This is a genomic window from Variovorax sp. GW460-12-1-14-LB1 (assembly GCF_059423605.1).
In genome coordinates this window covers 60,157-81,985 of the sequence record NZ_JBWKYF010000009.1, presented here as the reverse complement: position 1 = coordinate 81,985, position 21,829 = coordinate 60,157, and the positions used below count along the sequence as shown (strand labels likewise).

The window sequence follows — 21,829 nt, the reverse complement described above, 5'->3', positions numbered from 1 at the left end:
CTTTTGCCTTGCTGTAAATAAGTTCTCAGATGGGTTGGAGCGCGTGCAATTCAACTGGTTCACGCGACCGGTTCGCTGACACATTGCAGCGGGTGCCCTGCCTGCTGCGCGGCCTCCATCACCTGATTGACCTTGGTGGCCGCCATGTCGCGGGAATAAACCCCACAGACACCCCGGCCATCGAGGTGGATCTTGAGCATGATCTGGGTCGCCGTTTCTCGGTCCTTGCTGAAGTATTCCTGCAGGATGACGATCACGAACTCCATCGGCGTGTAGTCGTCGTTCAGCATGACGACCTGGTACATCTGGGGCGGCGCCGTTTTTTGCGGGCGGCGCTCCAGAACGACCGAATCTCCGTCGTCGCCCGCCGGTTTCTGCGCCGGTGGGGTGCTGGGAGTTTTGGGAATTCTCGTTGCCATGAAAAAGATTCTATAGAGCGTGCAAGCACCGTGCCGACGCCAACAGACTTGGTGACGCCTATTCGACAAATCAAGAGGCATGCGGCGTGTACGACAGCACGAAGACAGACGTAAAAAAACCGGCAGATTGCCGGTCTTTTTTACAGATTGCGCAGAACGGGACCTTTGGGCGCCGGCAATTTCCGGCCCAGCACCCGGGTCGGAACCGGCAGATCGGGCGGCAAGGCGTCGATTTCTTCGTCGGTGAGTTCGCGCTCGGGAGCCGACTCTGCTTCCTCGTGAACGGGGGCGGGCAGCGTGAACGGGACCGGCGAGTTCTGCAACTCCGAATCCTCATGCAAGGCCGGTACTGGTGGCAATGGTCTCGGCCGCTGCGGGGGTGACGGTGCAACGGGCGGCGCAACCGGCCCTCCTCTTCTGCCCGGCCACGTGGGGAGCGCTGGCGACAACGCCTGCCATTCAGCCAGCCGCCGCGCATCCTGCTCAGCCTGCCACCGCGCCAGTGCCAAGCGTTGCGCTTTCTGATGTGCGGTCTGCTGCTGCCCGAGCAGCGTCAACTCGGCGCGGATCGCCAGCCGCACCTGTTCGCGCTCCGAATCCGAGGCACGGCGCTGCGCTTCGAGTTGCCTGCCGAGCCTGTGCGAGAACACCCAGAGGCCCAGCAAGGCGCCAGCGGTGCCGATCGCGAAGCAGATGACAAGAAAGTTGGCCTGAATCAGCGTCACAGCGAAGCCTCCTCGTCGGCATCCCATTTGCGCAGCAGATCAAGTGGAATGGCATCGGCCACCTGGGAAAACCGCAGGCCGGTCATGCGTTCGGCCTGCTTGAGCAACACGGCGACAGGACTGCTCGGTTCGTGGTTCTCGAACCATCGGCGGTCCGAAGCGCCTCGACCAGCAGCACCAACGACTGCGCAAGCCCTGCCGCCTGCGCCAGACGGGTGCGTGCTCGGCACAGCCAGACAAAGAGATTGATGTCCCGCGTCCGCAACAGCAGCCGGCGGCAGTCCCGTTCGATCTCGGCCCAGTTCGGCGCATCGGGAGCTCCGACGAACTGCCCGTACTGCGCATCGCCACGCGGGGACATCCGGATGGGCCTTTTCCACCTCATCGAGCAGGATCGTGCTGTAGGGCTTTCGGCGCACGGCCTCCGTGAGCACGCCACCTTCACCGAAGCCGACGTACCCCGGGGGCGCGCCTTTCAAGGTCGACACCGTGTGCGACTCCTGGAACTCGCTCATGTTGATGGTGATGAGGTTCTGCTCACCGCCATACATGGCCTCGGCCAATGCCAATGCCGTTTCTGTCTTGCCCACACCCGAAGGCCCGGCCAGCAGGAACACACCCACCGGCTTGTTTGGATCCGTCAGCTGCACCCGCGCCGTCTGCATGCGCTCGGCGATCGCCGCGAGCGCAGGCCCCTGGCCGATCACGCGCGCTTCCAGCCGCGATTGAAGCGCAACGACTGCCGCGACTTCGTCGGTGACCATCCGACCTACGGGAATCCCCGTCCAGTCGGCCACGATGCCCGCAACCACGGCCTCGTCCACCTGGGGAAAAATCAGAGGCAACTCCTTCTGGTGCGCGGCAAGCTCGAGTTCGAGGGCCTCCAGCTGCGCCGAGGATGCATTCCCCTCGGCGCAGCTCAGCTCTTTCGCCTCCTCCTTCTTCTTTGTCCGCAATCCATGAATCGTGCGAACCAGTGCAAGCTCGTCTTGCCATCGCGCTTCGTGCAAGGTCAACGCCTGCTGCGCGGCATCGAGTTGAGATCGGGCTGCGTCGAGGCGCAACGCTCTTGCATCACTCCCCTGGGCAACGACACCCTCCTGACCCAGCAGTTCGAGCTCGACCTGGAGGGCTGCGATGCGGTGCCGCCATTGCTCGACTTCAGGCGGCGGCGTGTGAAGCGACATGGCAACGCGCGCACATGCGGTGTCCAGGAGACTGATCGCCTTATCGGGGAGCTGGCGTGCAGGGATGTAGCGATGCGACAGCGTCACGGCCGCGCGCACGGCTTCATCGAGTACGAGCACGCCGTGGTGCTCTGCAAAGGTGGCGACAAGGCCACGCACCATCTCGATCGCAGCAATCTCGTCGGGCTCTGCCACCTGCAGCGTCTGAAAGCGTCGCGTCAGCGCCGGGTCTTTCTCAATGTGGCGCTTGTACTCGCTCCAGGTGGTGGCACCGATCGTGCGCAAGGTTCCCCGTGCAAGCGCGGGCTTGAGCAGGCTGGCGGCATCGCCGGTTCCGGATTGCCCGCCCGCGCCGACCAAGGTGTGCACCTCGTCGATGAAGAGGATGACGGGCTGCACCGACTTGCCCGCCTCTTCCAGCAGGGCCTTGAGGCGGGACTCGAACTCCCCGCGCATGCTTGCGCCGGCCAACAGCGCTCCGACATCGAGGCTCCACAAGCGGCAGTTCTTCAGATCGGGAGGAACCTCGCCTTGCGCGATGGCCAACGCGAGCCCCTCGACCACCGCTGTCTTGCCGACGCCCGCGTCTCCCGTGAGCAGGGGATTGTTCTGACGGCGACGCAGCAGGATGTCGACCATCGTGCGGATCTCGTGTCCGCGCCCGATGACCGGATCGATCTGCCCTTGAGACGCGCGCTCGGTCAGATCCGTGCAGTAGCGCCGCAACGCGGACCTTCCATCCGAAGCTGCATCCGTGAGCGCGGCGCTGGCTTCACCGGGCAGCGCCGATGGCAGACCGGAGCCATCGTGCGGTCCTTCCTGCCCTTCGGGAGAACCGGCCACGATGGCATCGATGGCCTCCGTCAGTTGGTCTGCTGGGATTCTCTGAAACGCAGGCGAGATGCCAAGAAGCACACGCCGCAGGTCCGGCGTCTGAAGCAGCGCAGCAAGCAGCCACGCACCACGCACGCAATGCGCGCCGAACTCGAGACTCGAGAGCACCCACGCGCGCTCGATGGCAGCTTCGATGTGACTGGAAAAATCGGTCAGCGAGGTTGCACCCGATGGCAAGCTGGACAAGGCCGATGCGAAGTCTTTCTCGATGGCTTGCGCGTCGATCTGGTAGTGCCCACAGATGCGGTGCAGATCGCTGTCGTTGAGCTGCCAGAGCTGGTGAATCCAGTGCGTCAGTTCGACATAGGGATTGCCGCGCAGCTTGGCAAAGGCAGTGGCGGATTCGATGCCGCGAAACAAGGTGAGGTTGAGCTTGCCGAACAGCGCTCGCCGAGAGATCGTCATTGCGCGATCTGCCGTGCAACGTGCACGCCCTGTTCGATCGAGTCGTCTGCGAGGCCCCCTGTTGCCGGGCAGATTCCTGCGTTCTTTTTCCCCACTTCGCGCCCCCTATGCTTCTTGGAATGGGCGCGATTCTGGCGGCTCGCTGCGAGGCAAACACAGCACAGTTTCTACCAATGGTTAAACGAAAGACGGAGCCTATTGATCTGTGATGTTTGCCCGCCTCTCCTTACGTTCAGAGCACAAAGGAGGTAATTCACTAACGATATCGCGAGGGCGACAGGCAAGAAAAAACCCTCGACTCCTTTCGGAAGCTCGAGGGCTTGATAAGGGTCTGACGTTTCTCGACGTCAGCGATCGCAATTACATGTTGTCGATCATGACCTGACCGAAACCAGAGCAGCTCACTTGCGTCGCGCCGTCCATCAGGCGCGCGAAGTCATAGGTGACCTTCTTGCTGGCGATCGATTTTTCCATCGAGCTGATGATCAGGTCGGCCGCTTCGGTCCAGCCCATGTGGCGCAGCATCATTTCGGCGGACAGGATCTCGGAACCCGGGTTCACATAGTCCTTGCCGGCGTACTTGGGGGCCGTGCCGTGGGTGGCTTCGAACATGGCGACGGTGTCGCTCAGGTTCGCACCCGGTGCAATACCGATGCCGCCAACCTGTGCGGCCAGCGCGTCGGAGACGTAGTCGCCGTTGAGGTTCAGTGTGGCGATCACGCTGTATTCGGCGGGACGCAGCAGGATCTGCTGCAGGAACGCGTCGGCGATGCTGTCCTTGACGGTGATTTCCTTGCCCGTCTTGGGGTTCTTGAACTTCATCCACGGGCCGCCGTCGATCAGCTCGGCGCCGAATTCCTTGGCGGCCAGGTTGTAGCCCCAGTCACGGAAGCCACCTTCGGTGAACTTCATGATGTTGCCCTTGTGGACCAGGGTCACGCTGGGCTTGTCGTTGTCGATGGCGTACTGGAAGGCCTTGCGCACGAGGCGCTCGGTGCCTTCGCGCGAAACCGGTTTGACGCCGATGCCCGAGGTGTTGGGGAAGCGGATCTTCTTGACGCCCATCTCGTCCTGCAGGAACTTGATGAGCTTCTTGGCCTTGTCGCTTTCGGCTTCGAACTCGATGCCGGCGTAGATGTCTTCCGAGTTTTCGCGGAAGATAACCATGTTGGTTTTGTGCGGCTCGCGCACCGGGCTGGGCACGCCTTCGAAGTACTGGATGGGCCGCAGGCAGACGTACAGGTCGAGCTCCTGGCGCAGCGCCACGTTCAGCGAGCGGATGCCGCCGCCGACGGGCGTGGTCAGCGGGCCCTTGATGGACACCACGTAGTCGCGCACCGCATGCAGGGTTTCCTCGGGGAGCCAGACGTCGGGGCCGTAGACCTTGGTCGACTTCTCACCGGCGTAGACCTCCATCCAGTGGATCTTCTTCTTGCCGCCGTAGGCCTTGGCCACTGCGGCGTCCACCACCTTGAGCATCACCGGCGTGATGTCCAGCCCGGTGCCGTCGCCTTCGATGAACGGAATGATCGGCTGATCGGGCACATTGAGCGAATTGTCAGCGTTGACCGTGATCTTCTGGCCTTCGGTCGGGACTTTGATGTGCTGATAGCTGGACATGAGGGGGCTTGACTCCGGGAGTGACGTAATTCGAACGACTGTCTGCGAATTCAGACAGCGAGGGAGAATCGCTGTACAGCGCGCTAACAAATCGCTGTACATTTTAGACGCAACCCATCAGCGGACAATTGTCAACCGTAGGGCGATAGAGCCCGTTACTGGCTGACCTTCTGCTCGCCGGGAGGCGTTTCCAACCAATTCTCGATAGAGGAATCATCAATGAGCAAACTTCTCGCAGTCATGATCGCTGGCCTGTTCGCCGCTGGCGCGTACGCCCAGAACCCGGCCGGTACCACGCCCGAACAAGGCAACGCGACCAACAGCAAGCCGCAAGCTCGCGCTGAAGCCAAGAAGGAAGCCAAGCCCGCTGGTCAAGTGGCTCCCGCTGCTGGCGACATCGCCAAGACGCCTGAAGGCGGCGCCTTCGGTGCCGACAAGGCTGGCGTTGCTGGCGAAAAGCGCGCCAAGACCCGCGACGATCGTCGTCGCAACAAGGACGGCAGCGTGAAGCGCAAGGCCACGCAAGGCGGCACGCCTGACATGCCCGGCGCCAAGTAAGCTGGTCTGTCCCCCCTAAGAAAAGCGCTCTCCGGAGCGCTTTTTTTCGTTCGTAGTTTTGTTCAACCACTGTCAACCGGGGTTCTTGAGGTCCGTTGAATGGAGGCCTTCCGCAGGGAGGTGATCCATATCAACAATCTCAAAGGATTTCTCATGAACAAGCTGATCGCAGCCCTGGTCGCCGGCCTCTTCGCAGCCGGTGCATTCGCCCAAGCCGCCGAACCCGCTCCCGCAGCGCCGGCCGCTCCCGCCGTCCACAAGGCCAAGGCCAAGCACACGGTCAAGAAGCACAAGGTGCGCCACGTCTCCAAGGCCCACGCGGCCGCCGCCAAGAAGGTGTAAGCTTTCAAGCTCCCGGCAATGCCCGCTTCAGCGGGCATTTTTATTGGTCACGGGCCGACCTCGTGTGTCCCGGCCCCGAAAGAGTCATCCGATGTTTCAGCGTCTCGCCGCGCTGCTTCTGGTGTCCGCGTCCTTCCTGGCGCCGGCCCACGCGCAGCAGCAAATCCAACCGCAACCCCAAACCGATCTGGCACGCACGCAGTTGTCGGTCGGCCTCTACAAGATCGATGCGCAAGTGGCGCAATCGCCCCGCGAACGCGAGATCGGCCTGATGTTCCGCAAGACGATGCCGCAGGCCGAGGGCATGATCTTCGTCTTCGAGCAGCCGGCCACGCAGTGCTTCTGGATGCGCAACACCCTGTTGCCGCTGACCGTCGCCTTCGTGGCCGACGACGGCCGCATCGTCAACCTGGTCGACATGCAGCCGATGACCGAGAACTCGCACTGCTCCGAGGAGCCGGTGCGCTACGTGCTCGAGATGAACCAGGGCTGGTTCGCCAAGAAGAACATCAAGAAGGGTGCCAAGCTCGGCGGCGAGCTCTTCTCGGCCGCCAAGCGCTGAGCAACTCGGCGCGCGTAAAAAAGCCGACCCGCAGGTCGGCTTTTTTCATGGCAAGCGCCAGGTCCGGCTTCAGCCGAAGTTCTTCGCCGCGAAGTCCCAGTTGGCCAGCTTGGCCAGGAAGGTCTCGACGAACTTCGGGCGCAGGTTGCGGTAGTCGATGTAGTACGCGTGTTCCCACACGTCCACCGTCAGCAGCGCGGTGTCGGCGGTGGTCAGCGGCGTGCCGGCGGCGCCGGTGTTCACGATGTCCACCGAACCGTCGGCCTTCTTCACCAGCCACGTCCAGCCCGAACCGAAGTTGCCCACGGCCGACTTCACGAAGGCTTCCTTGAAGGCGTCGTAGCTGCCCCACTTGGCATCGATGGCCTTGGCCAGCGCGCCGGTGGGTGCGCCGCCGCCCTGGGGCTTCATGCAGTTCCAGAAGAAGGTGTGGTTCCAGATCTGGGCGGCGTTGTTGTAGATGCCGCCGCTGGACTTCTTGACGATCTCTTCGAGCGTCATCGCTTCGAACTCGGTGCCCTTTTGCAGGTTGTTCAGGTTCACCACGTAGGCGTTGTGGTGCTTGCCGTGGTGGTACTCGAGCGTTTCCTTCGAATACTCGGGGGCCAGTGCGTCGATGGCGTACGGCAGGGGTGGGAGCACATGTTCCATGGTTTTTTCTCGTGGGTTGGTTGTGGGGAATGAAGGATTCTAGGAAGTAATCAGGGGGGCGGCGTCAGACGCGTTCCCGTCGCGCCGCCGGGCGTCACGGTCAGGTCGACCGAGCCATCCGAAAGGCGCGCGACCACCGCATCGCCGGCCTGCAGGCTGCCCGCGCTGACGACCGCGCGGCCTTCGCCGTCGGTCAGCAAGGCATAGCCGCGCTGCAGCACCAGGGCGGGGTCGAGCAGCCGCAGGCGCAGGGCCACGCGTTCGAGCCGCTCGCGCCGCTGCGTCAGCGAACGCGTGAACTTCGCGGAGAAATCGGTGGCGATGGCCTGCGGCACCTGCGCCAGGCGCTCCTGGCGCGACAGCACCGCGTAGTGCAGCCGCTGCGCGTGGTGCGCCAACCGCAACTGCTGGCGCGCGACCAGGCCCGAGGGGCGGCCCAACCGTGCGGCCGCCTGGTCCAGCCGTTGGCCGAGCACGTCGAGGCGCCCGCCCAGCGCATCGCCGAGCCGCTCGTCGAGCAGGTCGAGCGCGCCGAGCCACAGGTCGCGCGGCGCGCTGACGAGTTCGGCGGCAGCCGTCGGCGTCGGCGCGCGCAGGTCGGCACAGAAATCGGCGATGGTGAAATCGGTTTCGTGCCCCACGCCGCTGATCACCGGCACGGGACTCTGCACGATGGTGCGCGCCAGCGTTTCGTCGTTGAAGGCCCAGAGGTCCTCGATGGAGCCGCCACCGCGCACCAGCAGGATCACGTCGACGGCCGGCTCCAGCGTGTAGAGCGACTGCAAGGCGCGCACCAGTTCGGCCGGCGCGTTGGCGCCCTGCACTGCCGCCGGCGCCAGCACCACGGGAACATGTGGCACGCGTCGCCGCAGCGCGGTCACGACGTCATGCAGCGCCGCGGCCCCCAGCGAGGTGACAACGCCCACGGCACGCGGCATGGAGGGCAGCGCGCGTTTGCGCGCCGGGTCGAACAGACCTTCGGCCTCGAGGCGTGCCTTGCGCTGCAGGAACTGCTCGAACAGCGCGCCCTGCCCCGCGCGCCGCAGGCTTTCGACCACCAGTTGCAGATCGCCGCGCGGTTCGTACACCGCCAGCCGACCGCGCACTTCGACCTGGTCGCCGTCGCGCGGCGTGAAATCGAGCAGGCCGGCCGCGCGGCGGAACATCGCGCAGCGCAACTGACCGGATTCGTCCTTGAGCGAGAAATAGCAATGACCGCTCGACGCACGCGAGAAGCCAGAGATTTCCCCGCGCACCGAGACCGGGTTGAAGCGCGCATCGAGCGCATCGGCCACCGCGCGGCACAGCGCGCCCACGGCCCACACGCGCGGCCCGGGCGCGGCATTCGGCTCCCTGAAGCTCATCGCGCCCCTCCGCCGCCGAGCGCCACTCTTCCACAACGGGCGTCGCGCCCCCCACTTTGGAGGGGTATGGTGGAACAGATGCACGAGTTCTCGTGCAAGCTGTTGATTTCATTAAAAAAAGTGCTGCTCAAAATTCAATCGATCTAACGGAAAGCCCGTCCCATGCGGGTTCGGAGACATTGCGCGATGGGTTAATCACAAAGTTATCCACAGAATCTGTGCGTCCTTGCCGACACGCAAACAAGCCGCGAGCCGATGGTGGCTCGGTGGATAATCGCCGCGCATTTGCAGTCTACGGGCCGGAGGATTTTCTTGTTTTCCATCATTGTTGCCGCGGGCTGGCCAATCTGGCCATTGCTCGCCTGTTCGGTCATCGCACTCGCGCTGGTCATTGAACGTTTCACCAGCCTCAAGACCGTCAAGGTCCTGCCGCCGAAGCTGCTGGACGAGACCATCACCGTGTCGCGCGGCGCGGTTCCCGGCCCGGATGTCGTGACCAAACTGGAAAGCAACTCGATGCTCGGCCAGGTGCTCGCCGCCGGCCTGCGCGCGCTGAACGCCAACCCGCGCTGCACCGAAGAAGACCTGCGCGCCGCCATGGAGGCCTCGGGCCGCACCGTGGCGCACAAGCTGGAACGCTACCTGCCGGCGCTGGCCACCATCGCCTCGGCCGCGCCGCTGCTCGGCCTGCTGGGCACGGTGATCGGCATGATCGAGATCTTCGGCTCGCAGTCGCCCGGCAGCGGTGCCGTCGGTTCGGGCAATCCGGCGCAGCTGGCGCACGGCATTTCGATCGCGCTGTACAACACGGCCTTCGGCCTGATCGTGGCCATCCCCACGCTGATCTTCTGGCGCTACTTCCGCAGCCGCGTCGACGAGTACCTGCTGAACCTCGAACTCTCGGGCGAGCGCTTTGCCCGCCACCTGAACGCCCTGCGCAAATGAGCACGCGGGGCCGCATGCAGTTTCGCCACGGCGCGCGCGACGAGCCGGAGATCAACCTGATCCCGTTCATCGACGTGCTGCTGGTCGTGCTGATCTTCCTGATGCTGTCGACCACCTACAGCAAGTTCACCGAGATGCAGCTGCGGCTGCCGACCGCGGACGTCGACGCCCAGCGCGACTACCCGAAAGAGGTGATCGTGGCAGTGTCGGCTGACGGCCGCTACGTGATCAACAAGTCGCCGCTGGCGGACCGCAGCGTCGACACCGTGGCCGCCGCGCTCGGCGCCGCCGCCACCGGTGGCAAGGACAGCGTCGTGATCATCAGCGCCGACGCCGCCAGCCCGCACCAGGCCGTGGTGACGGTGATGGAGGCCGCGCGCCGCGCCGGCCTGATGCAGATCACCTTCGCCGCCCAGTCGACGGCCCAGGCCGGTCACTGAGTGTCGACCAGCGCGCGGCTGCAGGACGCATGGCTGCGCCGCGGTGCGCTGGCCTGCCTGCTGTGGCCGCTGTCGCAGGTCTACGGCGCCCTCTTCGCGCTGCGGCGCGCCTTCTACCGATGGGGTTGGCAGAAAACCGGGCGTGTGCCGGTTCCCGTGATCGTGGTCGGCAATGTGATTGCGGGCGGGGCCGGCAAGACACCGGTCGTGATGGCCGTCGTGCGCCATCTTCAGGCGCGCGGCCTGCGGGTCGGTGTGGTGTCGCGCGGCTACGGCCGGCGCACCGACGACTGCCGTGAAGTCCAGGCCGACAGCGACCCGCAGGACGTCGGCGACGAACCCGCGCTGATCCACCATGCCACCGGCGCGCCGGTCTTCGTGGCCCGACAGCGCATCGAGGCCGCACGCGCCCTGCTCGAACAACACCCGGCCACCCAGGTCATCGTCAGCGACGACGGCCTGCAGCACTTGGCGCTGGCGCGCGACATCGAGATCTGCGTGTTCGACGACCGCGGTGTCGGCAACGGCTGGCTACTGCCCGCCGGCCCCCTGCGCGAGCCGTGGCCGCGCCATTGCGACCTGCTGTTGCACAGCGGCGAGCGGCCCGCCTTCGCCGAGGGCTACACCGCCACCCGCGAACTGGCGCCGCACGCCCTCGCGAAGGACGGTCGACGCATCCCGCTCGACACGCTCGCCGGCCAGCCCGTGATCGCGCTCGCCGCCATCGCGCGGCCAGAGGCCTTCTTCACGATGCTGCGCGCGCGCGGCCTGACGCTCGCGGACACCTTCGCGCTGCCTGACCACCACGATTTCAACGGCTGGCAACGACCAGCCGGTCCCGCCCTGCCCCTCGTCTGCACGGAAAAAGACGCCGTCAAGCTCTGGCAGCAGGCGCCCGACGCGCTCGCCGTGCCACTGCACTTCGAACCCTCGCCGGCGTTCTTCGCCGCCCTCGACGCGAAGCTATCATCGCTCGATGGATACCAAGCTGCTTGAACTGCTCGTCTGCCCCGTCACCAAGGGCCCGCTGACCTGGAACGCCGAGAAGCAGGAACTCTGCTCGCGCAGCGCGCGCCTGGCCTACCCGGTGCGCGACGGCATCCCGGTGCTGCTCGAGAACGAGGCCCGCACGCTGTCCGACGAAGAGCTGGGCCTGTGAGCTTCACCGTTCTGGTGCCGGCCCGGCTGGCTTCGACGCGACTTCCCAACAAACCGCTGGCCGACATTGCCGGCCTGCCGATGGTCGTGCGCGTGGCACAACGCGCCCGCCAGTCCGGCGCCCTTCGCGTGGTGGTGGCCGGCGACGACGCCACCATCATCGACGCCTGCAAGGCGCATGGTGTCGAGGCCCTGCTCACCCGCCAGGACCACGCCAGCGGCACCGACCGGCTGGCCGAAGCCTGCGAACAACTCGGGCTCGACGGTGACGCGATCGTCGTCAACGTGCAGGGCGACGAGCCGCTGATCGACCCCGCGCTGATCGATGCCGTGGCCGCCACGCTGGCTGCGCGACCGCAGGCCGCCATGAGCACCGCCGTCCATGCGATCGACTCGCTGGCCGACTTCATGAATCCGAACGTCGTGAAGGCCGTGCTCGACGCACAAGGTCATGCGCTCTATTTCAGCCGTGCACCGATCCCCTGGTGGCGCGACGGCTCTTCAGGCGGCGCGGCACCCTCGGTGCTGCCCAGCCCGGCACCGCTTCGTCATATCGGCATCTACGGCTATCGCGCGGGCTTCGTGCGGCAATTTCCGTTGCTGTCGCCCGCGCCCGTCGAAGCCACCGAAGCACTCGAACAGCTGCGCGCGCTGTGGCACGGGCACCGCATCGCGGTGCACGTGAGCGATGTGGCACCGGGCCCCGGGATCGACACGCCCGAAGACCTGGCACGCGTGCGCGCCGTCTTCGCGGCCGGCTCGCCTGCGTGAGCTGCAGGCCGCCCCGAGGGAGACGGCGGCAATTTGTCACGGGGACGCATGCTATCCTCAATGCAATTCCGCCTCGGCGCGCCTGAGGGCGCGCATGGGGCGCGACACAAAATCTAAGAACCTTCCGAGGACACCATGAGACTTATTTTGCTGGGCGCGCCCGGAGCAGGCAAAGGCACGCAAGCGACCTTCATCTGCCAGAAATACGGCATTCCCCAAATCTCGACCGGCGACATGTTGCGCGCCGCGGTCAAGGCAGGCACCCCCCTCGGGCTGCAGGCCAAGACGATCATGGATTCGGGTGCACTGGTCAGCGACGACCTGATCATCAACCTCGTGAAGGAACGCATCGCGCAGCCCGACTGCGACGGCGGTTTCCTGTTCGACGGCTTCCCGCGCACCATTCCGCAGGCCGACGCCATGAAGGCGGCCGGCGTCAAGCTCGACTACGTGCTCGAGATCGACGTGCCCTTCGGCGACATCATCGAACGCATGAGCGGCCGCCGCTCGCACCCGGCCTCGGGCCGCACCTACCACGTCAAGTTCAATCCGCCGAAGGTGGAAGGCAAGGACGACGTGACCGGTGAAGAGCTGATCCAGCGCGAAGACGACAAGGAAGAGACCGTGCGCAAGCGGCTCGACGTCTACAGCCAGCAGACCCGTCCGCTGGTCGACTATTACTCGGCCTGGGCCAAGACCGACCCGGCCGCCGCGCCGAAGTACCGCGCCATCCAGGGCGTGGGCACGGTCGACGAGATCACGCAGCGCGCGCTTGCCGCCCTGAACAGCTGATTCAGAGGCTGATTCGTCAGCCTCTTTCTCCTAGCCGCCCTCCGCCTCCGGCAGGGCGGCCACTCCCAAGAGTTCCAGCACCAGCGCGACCCGCGCCTTCACCGGCGTGAGTGCGCTCGCATCCCGCAGCCCGTCACCGGGTTTCGGCAGGATGCGTCCGTTGGCACAGCGCGTGGCGCGCAGCACCGACACGCCACCGCCCTGCGCCTTCAGCGCTGCGGCTTCCAGCGCGTGGTGCACGGTGCCGTTGCCGGTCGTGGCCACGACCAGGCCGCGCAAGGGCTCAGCCGACGGGAGCAGCAACGCCTCCACGATCGCACCGCTCGCGCCCGCGTGGCTCATGACGATCTCGACGCGGGGCCACGGCTTCGATACCGCCTCCAGCCGCGCCGCATCGAACGGCGCTCCCTGCGGCCACGCACGCACGCGCCGCACTTCGCCCTCCTCCACATAGCCGACCGGCCCCGCATCGCCCGACGCGAAGGCATCGAGACGGTAGGTGTGCACCTTCTGCACATCGAGACCGCTGTGGACCGTTCCCGCGCACACCACCGTCACGCCCCGTGCGCCGGGCGTCGAGGCCACAGCGAGCGCGTCGCGCACGTTCTGCGGACCGTCGGGCGACAGGGCCGTTGCCGGGCGCATCGCGCAGGTCAGCACCACCGGCTTGGCCGGCGCGAGCACGGCGTGCAGGAAGAAGGCCGTTTCCTCCAGCGTGTCGGTGCCGTGCGTGATCACGATGCCGGCCACATCAGGCTGCGCCAGCCAGTGCGCGCAACGCGCGGCCAGCTGGCGCCAGGTGTCGGCGTCCATGTCCTTGCTGTCGAGCTGCGCGACCTGCTCCGCCACCAGCGCCACGCCGGCCGGCGCCTCGATGCCGCCCAGCAGGTCCGCCACGCCCACCTGTCCGGCGGTGTAGCCGATGTTGTCACCGCTGCTGGCGGCCTTGCCGGCAATGGTGCCGCCGGTGCCCAGCACGACCACGCGGCGCGTCTCGGACGAAGAGGAATGAGTCATGGCTTGTCAACTTTTGAAAACTGGTTAAAAATACAGGTACTGGATATCTAGCCAGTGCCGCAAGGAAACCACTATGCAGTTCGCAGTGAAGCTTACCGCCCGCCAGCAGCAGATCCTGGACTTGATCCAGGGCGCCATCGCACGCACCGGTGCGCCGCCCACGCGCGCCGAAATCGCCAACGAGCTGGGCTTCAAGTCGGCCAACGCCGCCGAGGAGCACCTGCAGGCCCTGGCCCGCAAGGGCGTGATCGAACTCGTCAGCGGCACTTCGCGTGGCATCCGCCTCAAGGGCGATGCGCTGCGCTCGCTCCACGAAACGCGCCACCGCGAAGGCAACCAGTTCTCGCTCTCGCTGCCCGGCATGGCCCAGCTCGCGCTGCCGCTCATCGGCCGCGTGGCGGCGGGTTCGCCCATCCTTGCGCAAGAGCACGTCGACCAGACCTACTACGTCGAGAACACGCTGTTCCAGCGCCAGCCCGACTACCTGCTCAAGGTGCGCGGCATGTCGATGCGCGACGCCGGCATCATGGACGGCGACTTGCTCGCCGTGCAGGCCACGAAGGAAGCGCGCAACGGCCAGATCGTGGTGGCACGCCTGGGCGAAGAAGTCACCGTGAAGCGCCTGAAACGCAACAAGCAGGTGATCGAGCTGCACGCCGAGAACCCCGACTACCCGACCATCATCGTCCAGCCCGGCGAGCCCTTCGAGATCGAAGGCCTCGCGGTCGGCCTCATCCGCAACACGATGCTGATGTAGCCCCCCGGGCCTGCGTGCTGCCAGCAGCACGCACCTCATCCGGCCGCGACAGGTGGCGGGCGTATGGCGCGAAGTCGCCATCACCCTGTCGTGGCCGATTCAAGAAATCCTGCCTGTGTTCAACCTCATACTTTTTTGGAGTTCACATGGGAATCGCCCTCCTCGCCATCGCCGACCTCTGGTCGCCCCTGCAATCGCTGGCCACCCGCTGGATGCCCGCCCGCCGCCCGTCGCATGGTGAGAGCGGCGACGCTGCCGCTGGCCTGCGCTACGTGGCCATTCGCCCGGCCTGCACGGCACGCACCGCTGGCAGCCCGGCGCCGGCCGCGTCACCGTCCGCCGCCACGCCCGCCCGCCCGCTGCGCGTGGTCCGCGTGGTCGACCGGCAAGGCTCGCAGCGCGGCTGCGCCAACCGGGTCGTGATTTCCGGCCGCATGGCCGACGTGTGCGCCGAACTCGACCGGCTCGCCGCGCTGGAAGCCGCGGAAACCGGCAGCGGCGCGCCCCGCCCCAGCCACCTGCACTGAGAAAGTGCCAACGAACCCGCCGTGCCTGCGCACTCTGCGCACCCTCATGCGCACGGCGGATTCACTGGAATCGGCCTGAAACAGGCCTCCCGGGCGCCATCCGGCACCGGGTATCCAAACGTTCACACGTGCGACGTGCCGATGCTGCGAGGCACAATGGCATGCCATGAACATTGTGATCCTCGACGACTACCAGGACGCCGTGCGCAAGCTGCAGTGCGCTGCCAAGCTGGACGCTTACGCCGCCAAGGTCTACACCAACACGGTCAAAGGCATCGGTCAGCTGTCGGTTCGCCTCAAGGATGCGGACGTCATCGTGCTCATCCGCGAGCGCAGCCAGATCTCCCGCCAGCTGATCGAGAAGCTGCCCAAGCTCAAGCTGATTTCCCAGACCGGTCGCGTCGGCGGCCACATCGACGTCACGGCCTGCACCGAACGCGGTGTGGCGGTGGCCGAGGGCTCGGGTTCGCCGCAGGCGCCCGCCGAACTCACCTGGGCGCTGATCATGGCGGCCATGCGCCGCCTGCCGCAGTACATCAGCAACCTCAAGCACGGGGCCTGGCAGCAGTCGGGCCTCAAGTCGGCGTCGATGCCGCCGAATTTCGGCGTGGGCTCGGTGCTCAAGGGCAAGACGCTGTGCATCTGGGGCTACGGCCGCATCGGCCAGCTGGTGGCCCGCTATGGGCAGGCCTTCGGCATGCAGGTCGTGATCTGGGGCCGCGAGGCCAGCTGCGCCAAGGCGCGCTCCGACGGCTTCCAGGTGGCACAGAACCGCCACGAATTCTTTGCGGCCGCCGACGTGCTGTCGGTGCACCTGCGGCTCAACGAGGACACCCAGGGCCTCGTCAAGCTCGAAGACCTCTCGCGCATGAAGCCGACGGCGCTGTTCGTCAACACCTCGCGCGCCGAGCTGGTCGAGGCCGATGCCCTGCTGGCTGCGCTCAACCGCGGGCGCCCCGGGCTGGCGGCCATCGACGTGTTCGAGAGCGAGCCTCCGCTGCAGGGCCATGCGCTGCTGCGCCTCGAAAACTGCATCTGCACGCCGCACATCGGCTACGTCGAGCAGGAAAGCTACGAAAGCTACTTCGGCCAGGCGTTCGACAACGTCGTGAGCTTCATCAAGGGCAACCCCACGAACATCGTGAACCCCGGCGCGCTGCAGGTCCGGCGGTGAACGCATGAGCCGGCCCGCGCCGCAGCGAGGCGCGCTCTGGGCGCTGCTGGCCGGCAATTTCGTGATCGGCACGGGCGTGATGGTCGTGCCGGGCACCCTCAATGAGATCAGCGCCTCCTTGGCCATCAAGGTCGCCACCGCAGGCCAGCTGATCAGCGCGGCCGCCTTCGTGATGTGCCTGGGCGCCCCGCTGCTGGCCGCCGCGGTCGCCGGCTGGGACCGCCGCAAGCTGCTCGCCCTCACCCTGCTCTGGTACGCCGCGTGGCACGTGGTTGCGGCGCTCGTGCCCAGCTTCGGCGCGCTGCTGCCGGTGCGCATGCTGACGGTGATCGCGCCCGCCATCTTCACGCCCCAGGCCGCGGCCTGCGCCGGCATGCTGGTGCCGCCCGAGCAGCGCGGGCGCGCCGTCACCTTCGTCTTTCTCGGCTGGTCGGTGGCCTCGGTGCTGGGCCTGCCGATCGGCGCGCTGATCGGCGGCCACCTGGGCTGGCGCATGGCCTTCATGGCCATCGCGGCGCTCAGCGTCGTGAGCGCCGCCTCGGTCTGGCTCACGCTGCCCAGCGGCATCCGGCCCGCCGCGCTCACAGCCGCTGCCTGGTCGCGGGTGCTGCGCAGCCCGGTGCTGATGGGCATCGTGTCGGTCACGGCGCTGCAGGGCGTCGGCCAGTTCGTGCTGTTCAGCTATTTCGGCCCGCTGCTCAAGCAGGGCTTCGGCGCCGATGCCAACACGCTGAGCCTGATGTGGGCGCTGTTCGGCGCCTTCGGCCTGCTGGGCAACATGGTGGTGAGTCGCTACATCGACCGCGTCGGCGCCGGGCGCATGGTGCTGCTGACGACCGGGCTGATCGCGCTGAGCCTGCTGCTGTGGCCGCTGGCCAGCACGCTGGCGTGGCTCGCGGTGGTGCTCGTGCCCTGGGGCCTGGGCTGCTTTGCCACCAACTCCTCGCAGCAGGCGCGCCTCGTGGGGCTGGCGCCCGCCCTGGCGCCGGGCTCGGTGGCGCTCAACAGTTCGGGCATCTACATCGGCCAGGCCCTGGGCGCGGCGCTGGGCGGCTGGCTGCTGGCGAACGACGCCACCGAGTGGATGAGCCGGGTCGGTTTTGCACTGATGCTGCTGGCCATGGGCCTGAGCATCGCCATCGACCGCAGCCGCCGCCCGGCCTGAATCCGATGCCCCGCGTAACACCCGGGGCGCGGGTCTCCCGCGAGATTGCAAAATCGGAGCTTTCGTCCGTGTCGCGCACCCGCGCCGACGCGGCCGCCCCGGACACCCACCAACCCATGAGAACCTTGATCCCATGACAGTGAACTACCCCCGAATCGGCGTGATCGGCGCCGGCGCCATGGGGCGCGGCATCGCGCAGATCGCCGCCCAGGCCGGCAGCGAAGTGCTGCTGCTCGACAGCTTCGCCGGTGCCGCCGAGCGCGGCCGCGAAGCCCTCGCCGCCCAATGGAACAAGCTGCACGAGAAGGGCAAGATCGACGCCCCCACGCGCGACGCCTACGCGGCGCGCGTGAAGGCGGTCGACGGCATGCAGGCGCTCGCCGGCTGCGACCTCGTGGTCGAGGCCGTGGTCGAGAACCTCGAGGTCAAGCGCACGCTGTTTCGCGAGCTCGAGGACGTGGTCGCGCCCACCGCCACGCTGGTCACCAACACCTCGTCGCTGTCGGTCACGGCCATCGCGGCGGGCCTGCAGCACCCCGCGCGCTTCGCGGGCTTCCACTTCTTCAACCCCGTGCCGCTCATGAAGGTGGTCGAGGTGGTGGCGGGCTTCAAGACCTCGCCCGAGGTCTGCCAGAAACTGGCCGGCTACGCCACACAGATGGGCCACAGCGCCGTGCAGGCGCAAGACACGCCCGGCTTCATCGTCAACCACGCGGGCCGCGGCTACGGCACCGAGGCACTGCGCATCGTCGGCGAAGGCGTGGCCGACTTCGCCACCATCGACCGCATCCTGAAGGACCAGGCGGGTTTTCGCCTCGGCCCGTTCGAGCTGCTCGACCTGACGGCGCTCGACGTGTCGCACCCGGTGATGGAGTCGATCTACCACCAGTACTTCGAAGAGCCGCGCTTCCGCCCGAGCGTGATCACCGCGCAGCGCCTGGCCGCCGGCGCACTCGGCCGCAAGACGGGCGAAGGCTTCTACCGCTATGAAGACGGCGTGATGCAGCAAACGCCCGAGGCGCCGGCGCCGGTGATCGAAGGCACGCCCGCGGTCTGGGTGTCGCCGCGCGCCGCGCGCCGCGCCGAGCTGCTGCGCCTGGTGAACACGCTGGGTGCGCAGATCGACAGCGGCAGCGCCCCCGCACCGCAGTCGATCATCCTGGTCGCGCCGCTGGGCTTCGACGTGACGACGGTCGCGGCGGTCGAGCGGCTGGACGCCACGCGCACTGTCGGCATCGACATGCTGATCGACGACGCCGCCACCAAGCGCCGCGTGCTCGCCACCAACCCGGCCACGCGCCGCGACGTGCGCGACGCCGCGCACGCCCTCTTCGCGCGCGACGGCAAGGCCGTGAGCGTCATCCGCGACAGCGGTGGCTTCGTCACGCAGCGCGTGATCGGCGCCATCGTCAACATCGCCGCCGACATGTGCCAGCAGCGCGTGTGCACGCCGGCCGACCTCGAGACCGCCGTGCAGCTGGGCCTGGGCTACCCGCGCGGCCCGCTCGCCATGGGCAACCTCTACGGGCCGACCAACATGCTCGAAGTGCTGTTCAACCTGCAGACCGTGTATGGCGACCCGCGCTATCGCCCGAGCCCGTGGCTGCGCCGCCGCGGCGCGCTGGGCCTGAGCCTGCTGCACGAAGAAGAATAAGCACGCACACCATGACCGCCGAACTCAAGAGCACCAGCGAAGGCAGCACCATGGTGCTGACCATCGTCAACCCGACCCAGCGCAATGCACTGGGCCCCGAGATCTATGCCGCCGGCATCGAGGCGCTGAACGGCGCCGAGAGCAGCGACGAGATCCGCAGCGTCGTCATCGTGGGCGAAGGCGCCTGGTTCTGCGCCGGCGGCTCGCTGCAGCGGCTGCTGGCCAACCGCCAGCTCGACCGCTCGGTGCAGGCCGAGAGCATCGAGGGCCTGCACAACTGGATCGACTCGATCCGCACCTTCCCCAAGCCAGTGATCGCGGCCGTCGAGGGTGCGGCGGCCGGCGCCGGCTTCTCGCTCGCACTGGCCTGCGACTTCGTCGTGGCCGCGCGCGACGCCGTGTTTGCGGCCTCGTACAGCAACGTGGCGCTCTCGCCCGACGGCGGCCTCAGCTGGCACCTCGGGCAGGCGCTGCCGCGCCAGCTGGCGAGCGAATGGCTCATGAACGGCGAGCGCATCGAGGCCGCGCGCCTGCATGCCTTCGGCCTCGTCAATGAGCTCACCGACAGCGGACAGGCGCTGGCCGGCGCGATGGCCCTGGCCACGCGCCTGAACGCGCGCGCGCCGAACTCGCTGGCCAGCATCAAGGAGCTGCTGAGCGACGCGCGCGGCGCCACACTGGCGTCGCAGCTATCGCAGGAGCGCGATCATTTCGTGCGCAATCTGCACCACGCGAACGCGGGCATCGGCATCGCCGCGTTCCTCGACAAGACACCGCCACGCTACGAGTGACGCCTGACGGCGTCGCTCTTGAGACACCCCACAGCTTTTCAGTCGCCGAGAGGACAGACCATGGACGACCCCATTCTTACCATCGAAGAACGTGAAGCGATCAACAGTGGTCGCTGGTTTTCTTCCCTATCTCCATCGCTACGGCACGACATCCTCCGATGCGCCTTTGTCAAACGCTACAAGGACGGCGACCTGCTCGCCGCGCGCGGCGACCCGCCCGAGCACTGGATCGCCTGTGCCAAGGGGGCGTTGCGCGTGAGCTCGACCGCGGTGTCGGGCAAGCAGGTGACGCTGACCTACGTCGAACCGGGCATCTGGTTCGGCGACGTGGCGATGTTCGACGGGGAACGGCGCACGCACGACACGTACTCGCACGGCGACACCACCGTGCTGTGCGTGGCGCGGGCCGACTTCCAGAAGATCCTGGCCACGCACGTCGAGCTGTACGAAGCGCTGATGCGGCTGCAGGCGCGCCGCATCCGCACGCTGTTCGGGCTGGTGGAAGACCTCAACACCCTGCCCTTGCGCGCACGCCTGGCCAAGCAACTCATTCATCTGGTGCGCAGCTACGGCGTGCCCAGCCTGGACGACGGCAGCCAGACGCGCATCGGCCTGCAACTGGCGCAGGAAGAACTCGCGCAGCTGCTCGGCGCCTCGCGCCAGCGGGTCAACCAGGAACTCAAGACGATGGAGCGCGAGGGCACCATTCGGATCGAGCCGGCCGGACTGGTCGTGCTGGACCGCTCGGCGCTGATGCAAATCTCCGTAGCAGACAACTAAAAGAATCGACATGAGCCAGGACTTCTCCAGTTTCATCGGCACCCGCGCGGTGTCCCAACAGCACACCTTCGACGTGGACGCGCTCGCGGCCTGGCTCGAAAAGAACCTCGAGGGCTTCCAGGGTCCGCTGACGGTCGAGATGTTCAAGGGCGGGCAGTCCAACCCGACCTACAAGCTGGTCACGCCCACGCAGAGCTACGTGATGCGCGCCAAGCCCGGTCCGGTCGCCAGGCTGCTGCCCTCGGCCCATGCGGTCGAGCGCGAATACAAGGTGATGCGCGGCCTGCAGGGCACCGACGTGCCCGTGCCGCGCATGCACTGCCTGTGCGAAGACGAGGCCATCATCGGCCGCGCCTTCTACATCATGGAGTTCATGCAGGGCCGCGTGCTGTGGGACCAGTCGCTGCCCGGCTTCAGCAACGCCGAACGCGCGGCCTACTACGACGAAATGAACCGCGTCATCGCGGCGCTGCACACGGTCGACTTCGCCGCCCGCGGCCTGGGCGACTACGGCAAGCCCGGCAACTACTTCGAGCGCCAGATCGGCCGCTGGAGCAAGCAGTACAAGGCCTCGGCCGATGGCGCCGGCGAACTGTCGCAGCCCATCGAGGCCATGGAGCGCCTGATCGACTGGCTGCCCGCCCACATGCCGGCGAGCGCACGCGACGAGAGCAAGGTCTCCATCGTGCATGGCGACTACCGCCTGGACAACGTGATGTTCCACGCCACCGAACCGCGCATCATCGCGGTGCTCGACTGGGAGCTCTCCACGCTGGGCCACCCGCTGGCCGACTTCAGCTACCACTGCATGTCGTGGCACATGCCCCCCACCACCGGCCGCGGCATCGGCGGCGTGGACGTGGCGGCGCTGGGCATTCCCACCGAGAGCGAATACATCGCCCGCTATTGCGAGCGCACGCGCGTCAGCACGCCCGAGGCGCTGGCGCCCGACTGGAATTTCTACCAGGCCTACAACCTGTTTCGCATGGCCGCCATCCTGCAGGGCATTGCGAAACGCGTCGAAGCCGGTACTGCATCGAGCGAGCAAGCCGTGGCGTCCGCCCGAGGCGCACGGCCGATGGCCGAGATGGCCTGGCAATTTGCCCAAAAGGCATAGCCAGCCCTCCCCCT

General features: G+C 66.7%; 24 protein-coding genes. 17 read left to right on the top strand and 7 right to left on the bottom strand.

What is annotated here, in order from left to right; translation table 11 throughout:
- Window positions 1–59: 59 nt before the first annotated feature.
- From clpS to icd, 4 genes are all read right to left on the bottom strand, one after another.
- Entirely contained in the window at window positions 60–419 is a 360-nt protein-coding gene (gene clpS, locus AC07Y4_RS07110; protein ID WP_062471456.1) for an ATP-dependent Clp protease adapter ClpS, read from the bottom strand.
- 140 nt (window positions 420–559) lie between these two features.
- Window positions 560–1,144 (bottom strand): hypothetical protein, encoded by a 585-nt coding sequence (locus AC07Y4_RS07105; RefSeq protein WP_487847028.1) that lies wholly within the window; start codon window positions 1,142–1,144, stop codon window positions 560–562.
- Window positions 1,141–3,630, bottom strand: a complete 2,490-nt coding sequence (tssH, locus tag AC07Y4_RS07100; RefSeq protein ID WP_487847029.1) for a type VI secretion system ATPase TssH — start codon at window positions 3,628–3,630, stop codon at window positions 1,141–1,143. The genes AC07Y4_RS07105 and tssH overlap by 4 nt, the downstream gene beginning before the upstream one ends.
- A 360-nt stretch (window positions 3,631–3,990) precedes the next feature.
- The gene (gene icd, locus AC07Y4_RS07095) at window positions 3,991–5,250 is read right to left on the bottom strand and encodes an NADP-dependent isocitrate dehydrogenase (RefSeq protein WP_062471491.1); all 1,260 of its coding nucleotides are present in this window, start codon (window positions 5,248–5,250) and stop codon (window positions 3,991–3,993) included.
- Window positions 5,251–5,469: 219 nt separating this feature from the next.
- Here icd and AC07Y4_RS07090 point away from each other — a divergent pair, with 219 nt between their 5' ends.
- From AC07Y4_RS07090 to AC07Y4_RS07080, 3 genes are all read left to right on the top strand, one after another.
- A complete protein-coding gene (locus AC07Y4_RS07090; RefSeq protein WP_062471494.1) occupies window positions 5,470–5,808 on the top strand; it encodes a hypothetical protein in 339 nt (112 codons plus the stop codon).
- A gap of 153 nt (window positions 5,809–5,961) precedes the next feature.
- Entirely contained in the window at window positions 5,962–6,150 is a 189-nt protein-coding gene (locus tag AC07Y4_RS07085) for a hypothetical protein (RefSeq protein WP_070060553.1), read from the top strand.
- Between the two features lie 91 nt (window positions 6,151–6,241).
- On the top strand, window positions 6,242–6,712 hold the full coding sequence (locus AC07Y4_RS07080; protein WP_487847030.1) for a DUF192 domain-containing protein: 471 nt from the start codon (window positions 6,242–6,244) through the stop codon (window positions 6,710–6,712).
- A 69-nt stretch (window positions 6,713–6,781) separates the two neighbouring features.
- Here the strand turns inward: AC07Y4_RS07080 and AC07Y4_RS07075 are convergent, their stop codons facing one another.
- Window positions 6,782–7,363, bottom strand: coding sequence for a superoxide dismutase (locus tag AC07Y4_RS07075; RefSeq protein WP_095745206.1), 582 nt, complete (start codon window positions 7,361–7,363; stop codon window positions 6,782–6,784).
- Between the two features lie 50 nt (window positions 7,364–7,413).
- Window positions 7,414–8,727 carry an exodeoxyribonuclease VII large subunit gene (gene xseA, locus AC07Y4_RS07070; protein ID WP_487847031.1) on the bottom strand — a complete coding sequence of 438 codons (1,314 nt, stop codon included), beginning with the start codon at window positions 8,725–8,727 and terminating at the stop codon, window positions 7,414–7,416.
- A gap of 312 nt (window positions 8,728–9,039) precedes the next feature.
- Here xseA and AC07Y4_RS07065 point away from each other — a divergent pair, with 312 nt between their 5' ends.
- From AC07Y4_RS07065 to adk, 6 genes are all read left to right on the top strand, one after another.
- The gene (locus tag AC07Y4_RS07065; RefSeq protein WP_070060550.1) at window positions 9,040–9,672 is read left to right on the top strand and encodes a MotA/TolQ/ExbB proton channel family protein; all 633 of its coding nucleotides are present in this window, start codon (window positions 9,040–9,042) and stop codon (window positions 9,670–9,672) included.
- 14 nt (window positions 9,673–9,686) lie between these two features.
- Window positions 9,687–10,112 (top strand): ExbD/TolR family protein, encoded by a 426-nt coding sequence (locus AC07Y4_RS07060; protein ID WP_062471507.1) that lies wholly within the window; start codon window positions 9,687–9,689, stop codon window positions 10,110–10,112.
- Window positions 10,113–11,108 (top strand): tetraacyldisaccharide 4'-kinase, encoded by a 996-nt coding sequence (gene lpxK, locus AC07Y4_RS07055; protein ID WP_487847032.1) that lies wholly within the window; start codon window positions 10,113–10,115, stop codon window positions 11,106–11,108.
- Entirely contained in the window at window positions 11,089–11,271 is a 183-nt protein-coding gene (locus AC07Y4_RS07050) for a Trm112 family protein (RefSeq protein ID WP_013541700.1), read from the top strand. The genes lpxK and AC07Y4_RS07050 overlap by 20 nt, the downstream gene beginning before the upstream one ends.
- Window positions 11,268–12,041, top strand: coding sequence for a 3-deoxy-manno-octulosonate cytidylyltransferase (gene kdsB / locus AC07Y4_RS07045; protein ID WP_487847033.1), 774 nt, complete (start codon window positions 11,268–11,270; stop codon window positions 12,039–12,041). The genes AC07Y4_RS07050 and kdsB overlap by 4 nt, the downstream gene beginning before the upstream one ends.
- 135 nt (window positions 12,042–12,176) lie before the next feature.
- A complete protein-coding gene (gene adk / locus AC07Y4_RS07040; protein ID WP_487847034.1) occupies window positions 12,177–12,833 on the top strand; it encodes an adenylate kinase in 657 nt (218 codons plus the stop codon).
- A gap of 30 nt (window positions 12,834–12,863) precedes the next feature.
- Here adk and AC07Y4_RS07035 read toward each other — a convergent pair whose 3' ends face one another.
- Window positions 12,864–13,850: an asparaginase gene (locus AC07Y4_RS07035; protein WP_487847035.1), complete on the bottom strand. Its 987-nt coding sequence runs from the start codon at window positions 13,848–13,850 to the stop codon at window positions 12,864–12,866.
- Window positions 13,851–13,923: 73 nt separating this feature from the next.
- Between AC07Y4_RS07035 and lexA the strand changes: the two genes are divergently transcribed.
- The 8 genes from lexA to AC07Y4_RS06995 all read left to right on the top strand — a co-directional run bounded on the left by lexA (window position 13,924) and on the right by AC07Y4_RS06995 (window position 21,815).
- A complete protein-coding gene (gene lexA, locus AC07Y4_RS07030) occupies window positions 13,924–14,607 on the top strand; it encodes a transcriptional repressor LexA (protein WP_062471522.1) in 684 nt (227 codons plus the stop codon).
- Between the two features lie 146 nt (window positions 14,608–14,753).
- Window positions 14,754–15,134 (top strand): hypothetical protein, encoded by a 381-nt coding sequence (locus AC07Y4_RS07025; RefSeq protein ID WP_487847036.1) that lies wholly within the window; start codon window positions 14,754–14,756, stop codon window positions 15,132–15,134.
- A gap of 166 nt (window positions 15,135–15,300) precedes the next feature.
- Window positions 15,301–16,308: a D-2-hydroxyacid dehydrogenase family protein gene (locus AC07Y4_RS07020; RefSeq protein WP_062471528.1), complete on the top strand. Its 1,008-nt coding sequence runs from the start codon at window positions 15,301–15,303 to the stop codon at window positions 16,306–16,308.
- Between the two features lie 4 nt (window positions 16,309–16,312).
- The gene (locus AC07Y4_RS07015; RefSeq protein WP_159277084.1) at window positions 16,313–17,473 is read left to right on the top strand and encodes an MFS transporter; all 1,161 of its coding nucleotides are present in this window, start codon (window positions 16,313–16,315) and stop codon (window positions 17,471–17,473) included.
- 133 nt (window positions 17,474–17,606) lie between these two features.
- Window positions 17,607–19,127 (top strand): 3-hydroxyacyl-CoA dehydrogenase, encoded by a 1,521-nt coding sequence (locus tag AC07Y4_RS07010; protein ID WP_487847037.1) that lies wholly within the window; start codon window positions 17,607–17,609, stop codon window positions 19,125–19,127.
- Window positions 19,128–19,138: 11 nt separating this feature from the next.
- Entirely contained in the window at window positions 19,139–19,918 is a 780-nt protein-coding gene (locus AC07Y4_RS07005) for an oxepin-CoA hydrolase, alternative type (RefSeq protein WP_070060542.1), read from the top strand.
- Between the two features lie 60 nt (window positions 19,919–19,978).
- Window positions 19,979–20,698, top strand: a complete 720-nt coding sequence (locus AC07Y4_RS07000; protein WP_056581250.1) for a Crp/Fnr family transcriptional regulator — start codon at window positions 19,979–19,981, stop codon at window positions 20,696–20,698.
- A gap of 10 nt (window positions 20,699–20,708) precedes the next feature.
- Window positions 20,709–21,815: a phosphotransferase gene (locus tag AC07Y4_RS06995; protein ID WP_487847038.1), complete on the top strand. Its 1,107-nt coding sequence runs from the start codon at window positions 20,709–20,711 to the stop codon at window positions 21,813–21,815.
- The last annotated feature ends 14 nt before the right edge of the window (window positions 21,816–21,829 follow it).

Excerpts from the sequence above, each read along its gene's own strand:
- clpS (WP_062471456.1), bottom strand. The coding sequence starts at position 419 with ATGGCAACGAGAATTCCCAAAACTCCCAGCACCCCACCGGCGCAGAAA.
- tssH (WP_487847029.1), bottom strand. The coding sequence starts at position 3,630 with ATGACGATCTCTCGGCGAGCGCTGTTCGGCAAGCTCAACCTCACCTTG.
- icd (WP_062471491.1), bottom strand. The coding sequence starts at position 5,250 with ATGTCCAGCTATCAGCACATCAAAGTCCCGACCGAAGGCCAGAAGATC.
- AC07Y4_RS07090 (WP_062471494.1), top strand. The coding sequence starts at position 5,470 with ATGAGCAAACTTCTCGCAGTCATGATCGCTGGCCTGTTCGCCGCTGGC.
- AC07Y4_RS07085 (WP_070060553.1), top strand. The coding sequence starts at position 5,962 with ATGAACAAGCTGATCGCAGCCCTGGTCGCCGGCCTCTTCGCAGCCGGT.
- AC07Y4_RS07080 (WP_487847030.1), top strand. The coding sequence starts at position 6,242 with ATGTTTCAGCGTCTCGCCGCGCTGCTTCTGGTGTCCGCGTCCTTCCTG.
- AC07Y4_RS07075 (WP_095745206.1), bottom strand. The coding sequence starts at position 7,363 with ATGGAACATGTGCTCCCACCCCTGCCGTACGCCATCGACGCACTGGCC.
- xseA (WP_487847031.1), bottom strand. The coding sequence starts at position 8,727 with ATGAGCTTCAGGGAGCCGAATGCCGCGCCCGGGCCGCGCGTGTGGGCC.
- AC07Y4_RS07060 (WP_062471507.1), top strand. The coding sequence starts at position 9,687 with ATGCAGTTTCGCCACGGCGCGCGCGACGAGCCGGAGATCAACCTGATC.
- AC07Y4_RS07050 (WP_013541700.1), top strand. The coding sequence starts at position 11,089 with ATGGATACCAAGCTGCTTGAACTGCTCGTCTGCCCCGTCACCAAGGGC.
- adk (WP_487847034.1), top strand. The coding sequence starts at position 12,177 with ATGAGACTTATTTTGCTGGGCGCGCCCGGAGCAGGCAAAGGCACGCAA.
- AC07Y4_RS07035 (WP_487847035.1), bottom strand. The coding sequence starts at position 13,850 with ATGACTCATTCCTCTTCGTCCGAGACGCGCCGCGTGGTCGTGCTGGGC.
- lexA (WP_062471522.1), top strand. The coding sequence starts at position 13,924 with ATGCAGTTCGCAGTGAAGCTTACCGCCCGCCAGCAGCAGATCCTGGAC.
- AC07Y4_RS07025 (WP_487847036.1), top strand. The coding sequence starts at position 14,754 with ATGGGAATCGCCCTCCTCGCCATCGCCGACCTCTGGTCGCCCCTGCAA.
- AC07Y4_RS07020 (WP_062471528.1), top strand. The coding sequence starts at position 15,301 with ATGAACATTGTGATCCTCGACGACTACCAGGACGCCGTGCGCAAGCTG.
- AC07Y4_RS07015 (WP_159277084.1), top strand. The coding sequence starts at position 16,313 with ATGAGCCGGCCCGCGCCGCAGCGAGGCGCGCTCTGGGCGCTGCTGGCC.
- AC07Y4_RS07010 (WP_487847037.1), top strand. The coding sequence starts at position 17,607 with ATGACAGTGAACTACCCCCGAATCGGCGTGATCGGCGCCGGCGCCATG.
- AC07Y4_RS07005 (WP_070060542.1), top strand. The coding sequence starts at position 19,139 with ATGACCGCCGAACTCAAGAGCACCAGCGAAGGCAGCACCATGGTGCTG.
- AC07Y4_RS07000 (WP_056581250.1), top strand. The coding sequence starts at position 19,979 with ATGGACGACCCCATTCTTACCATCGAAGAACGTGAAGCGATCAACAGT.
- AC07Y4_RS06995 (WP_487847038.1), top strand. The coding sequence starts at position 20,709 with ATGAGCCAGGACTTCTCCAGTTTCATCGGCACCCGCGCGGTGTCCCAA.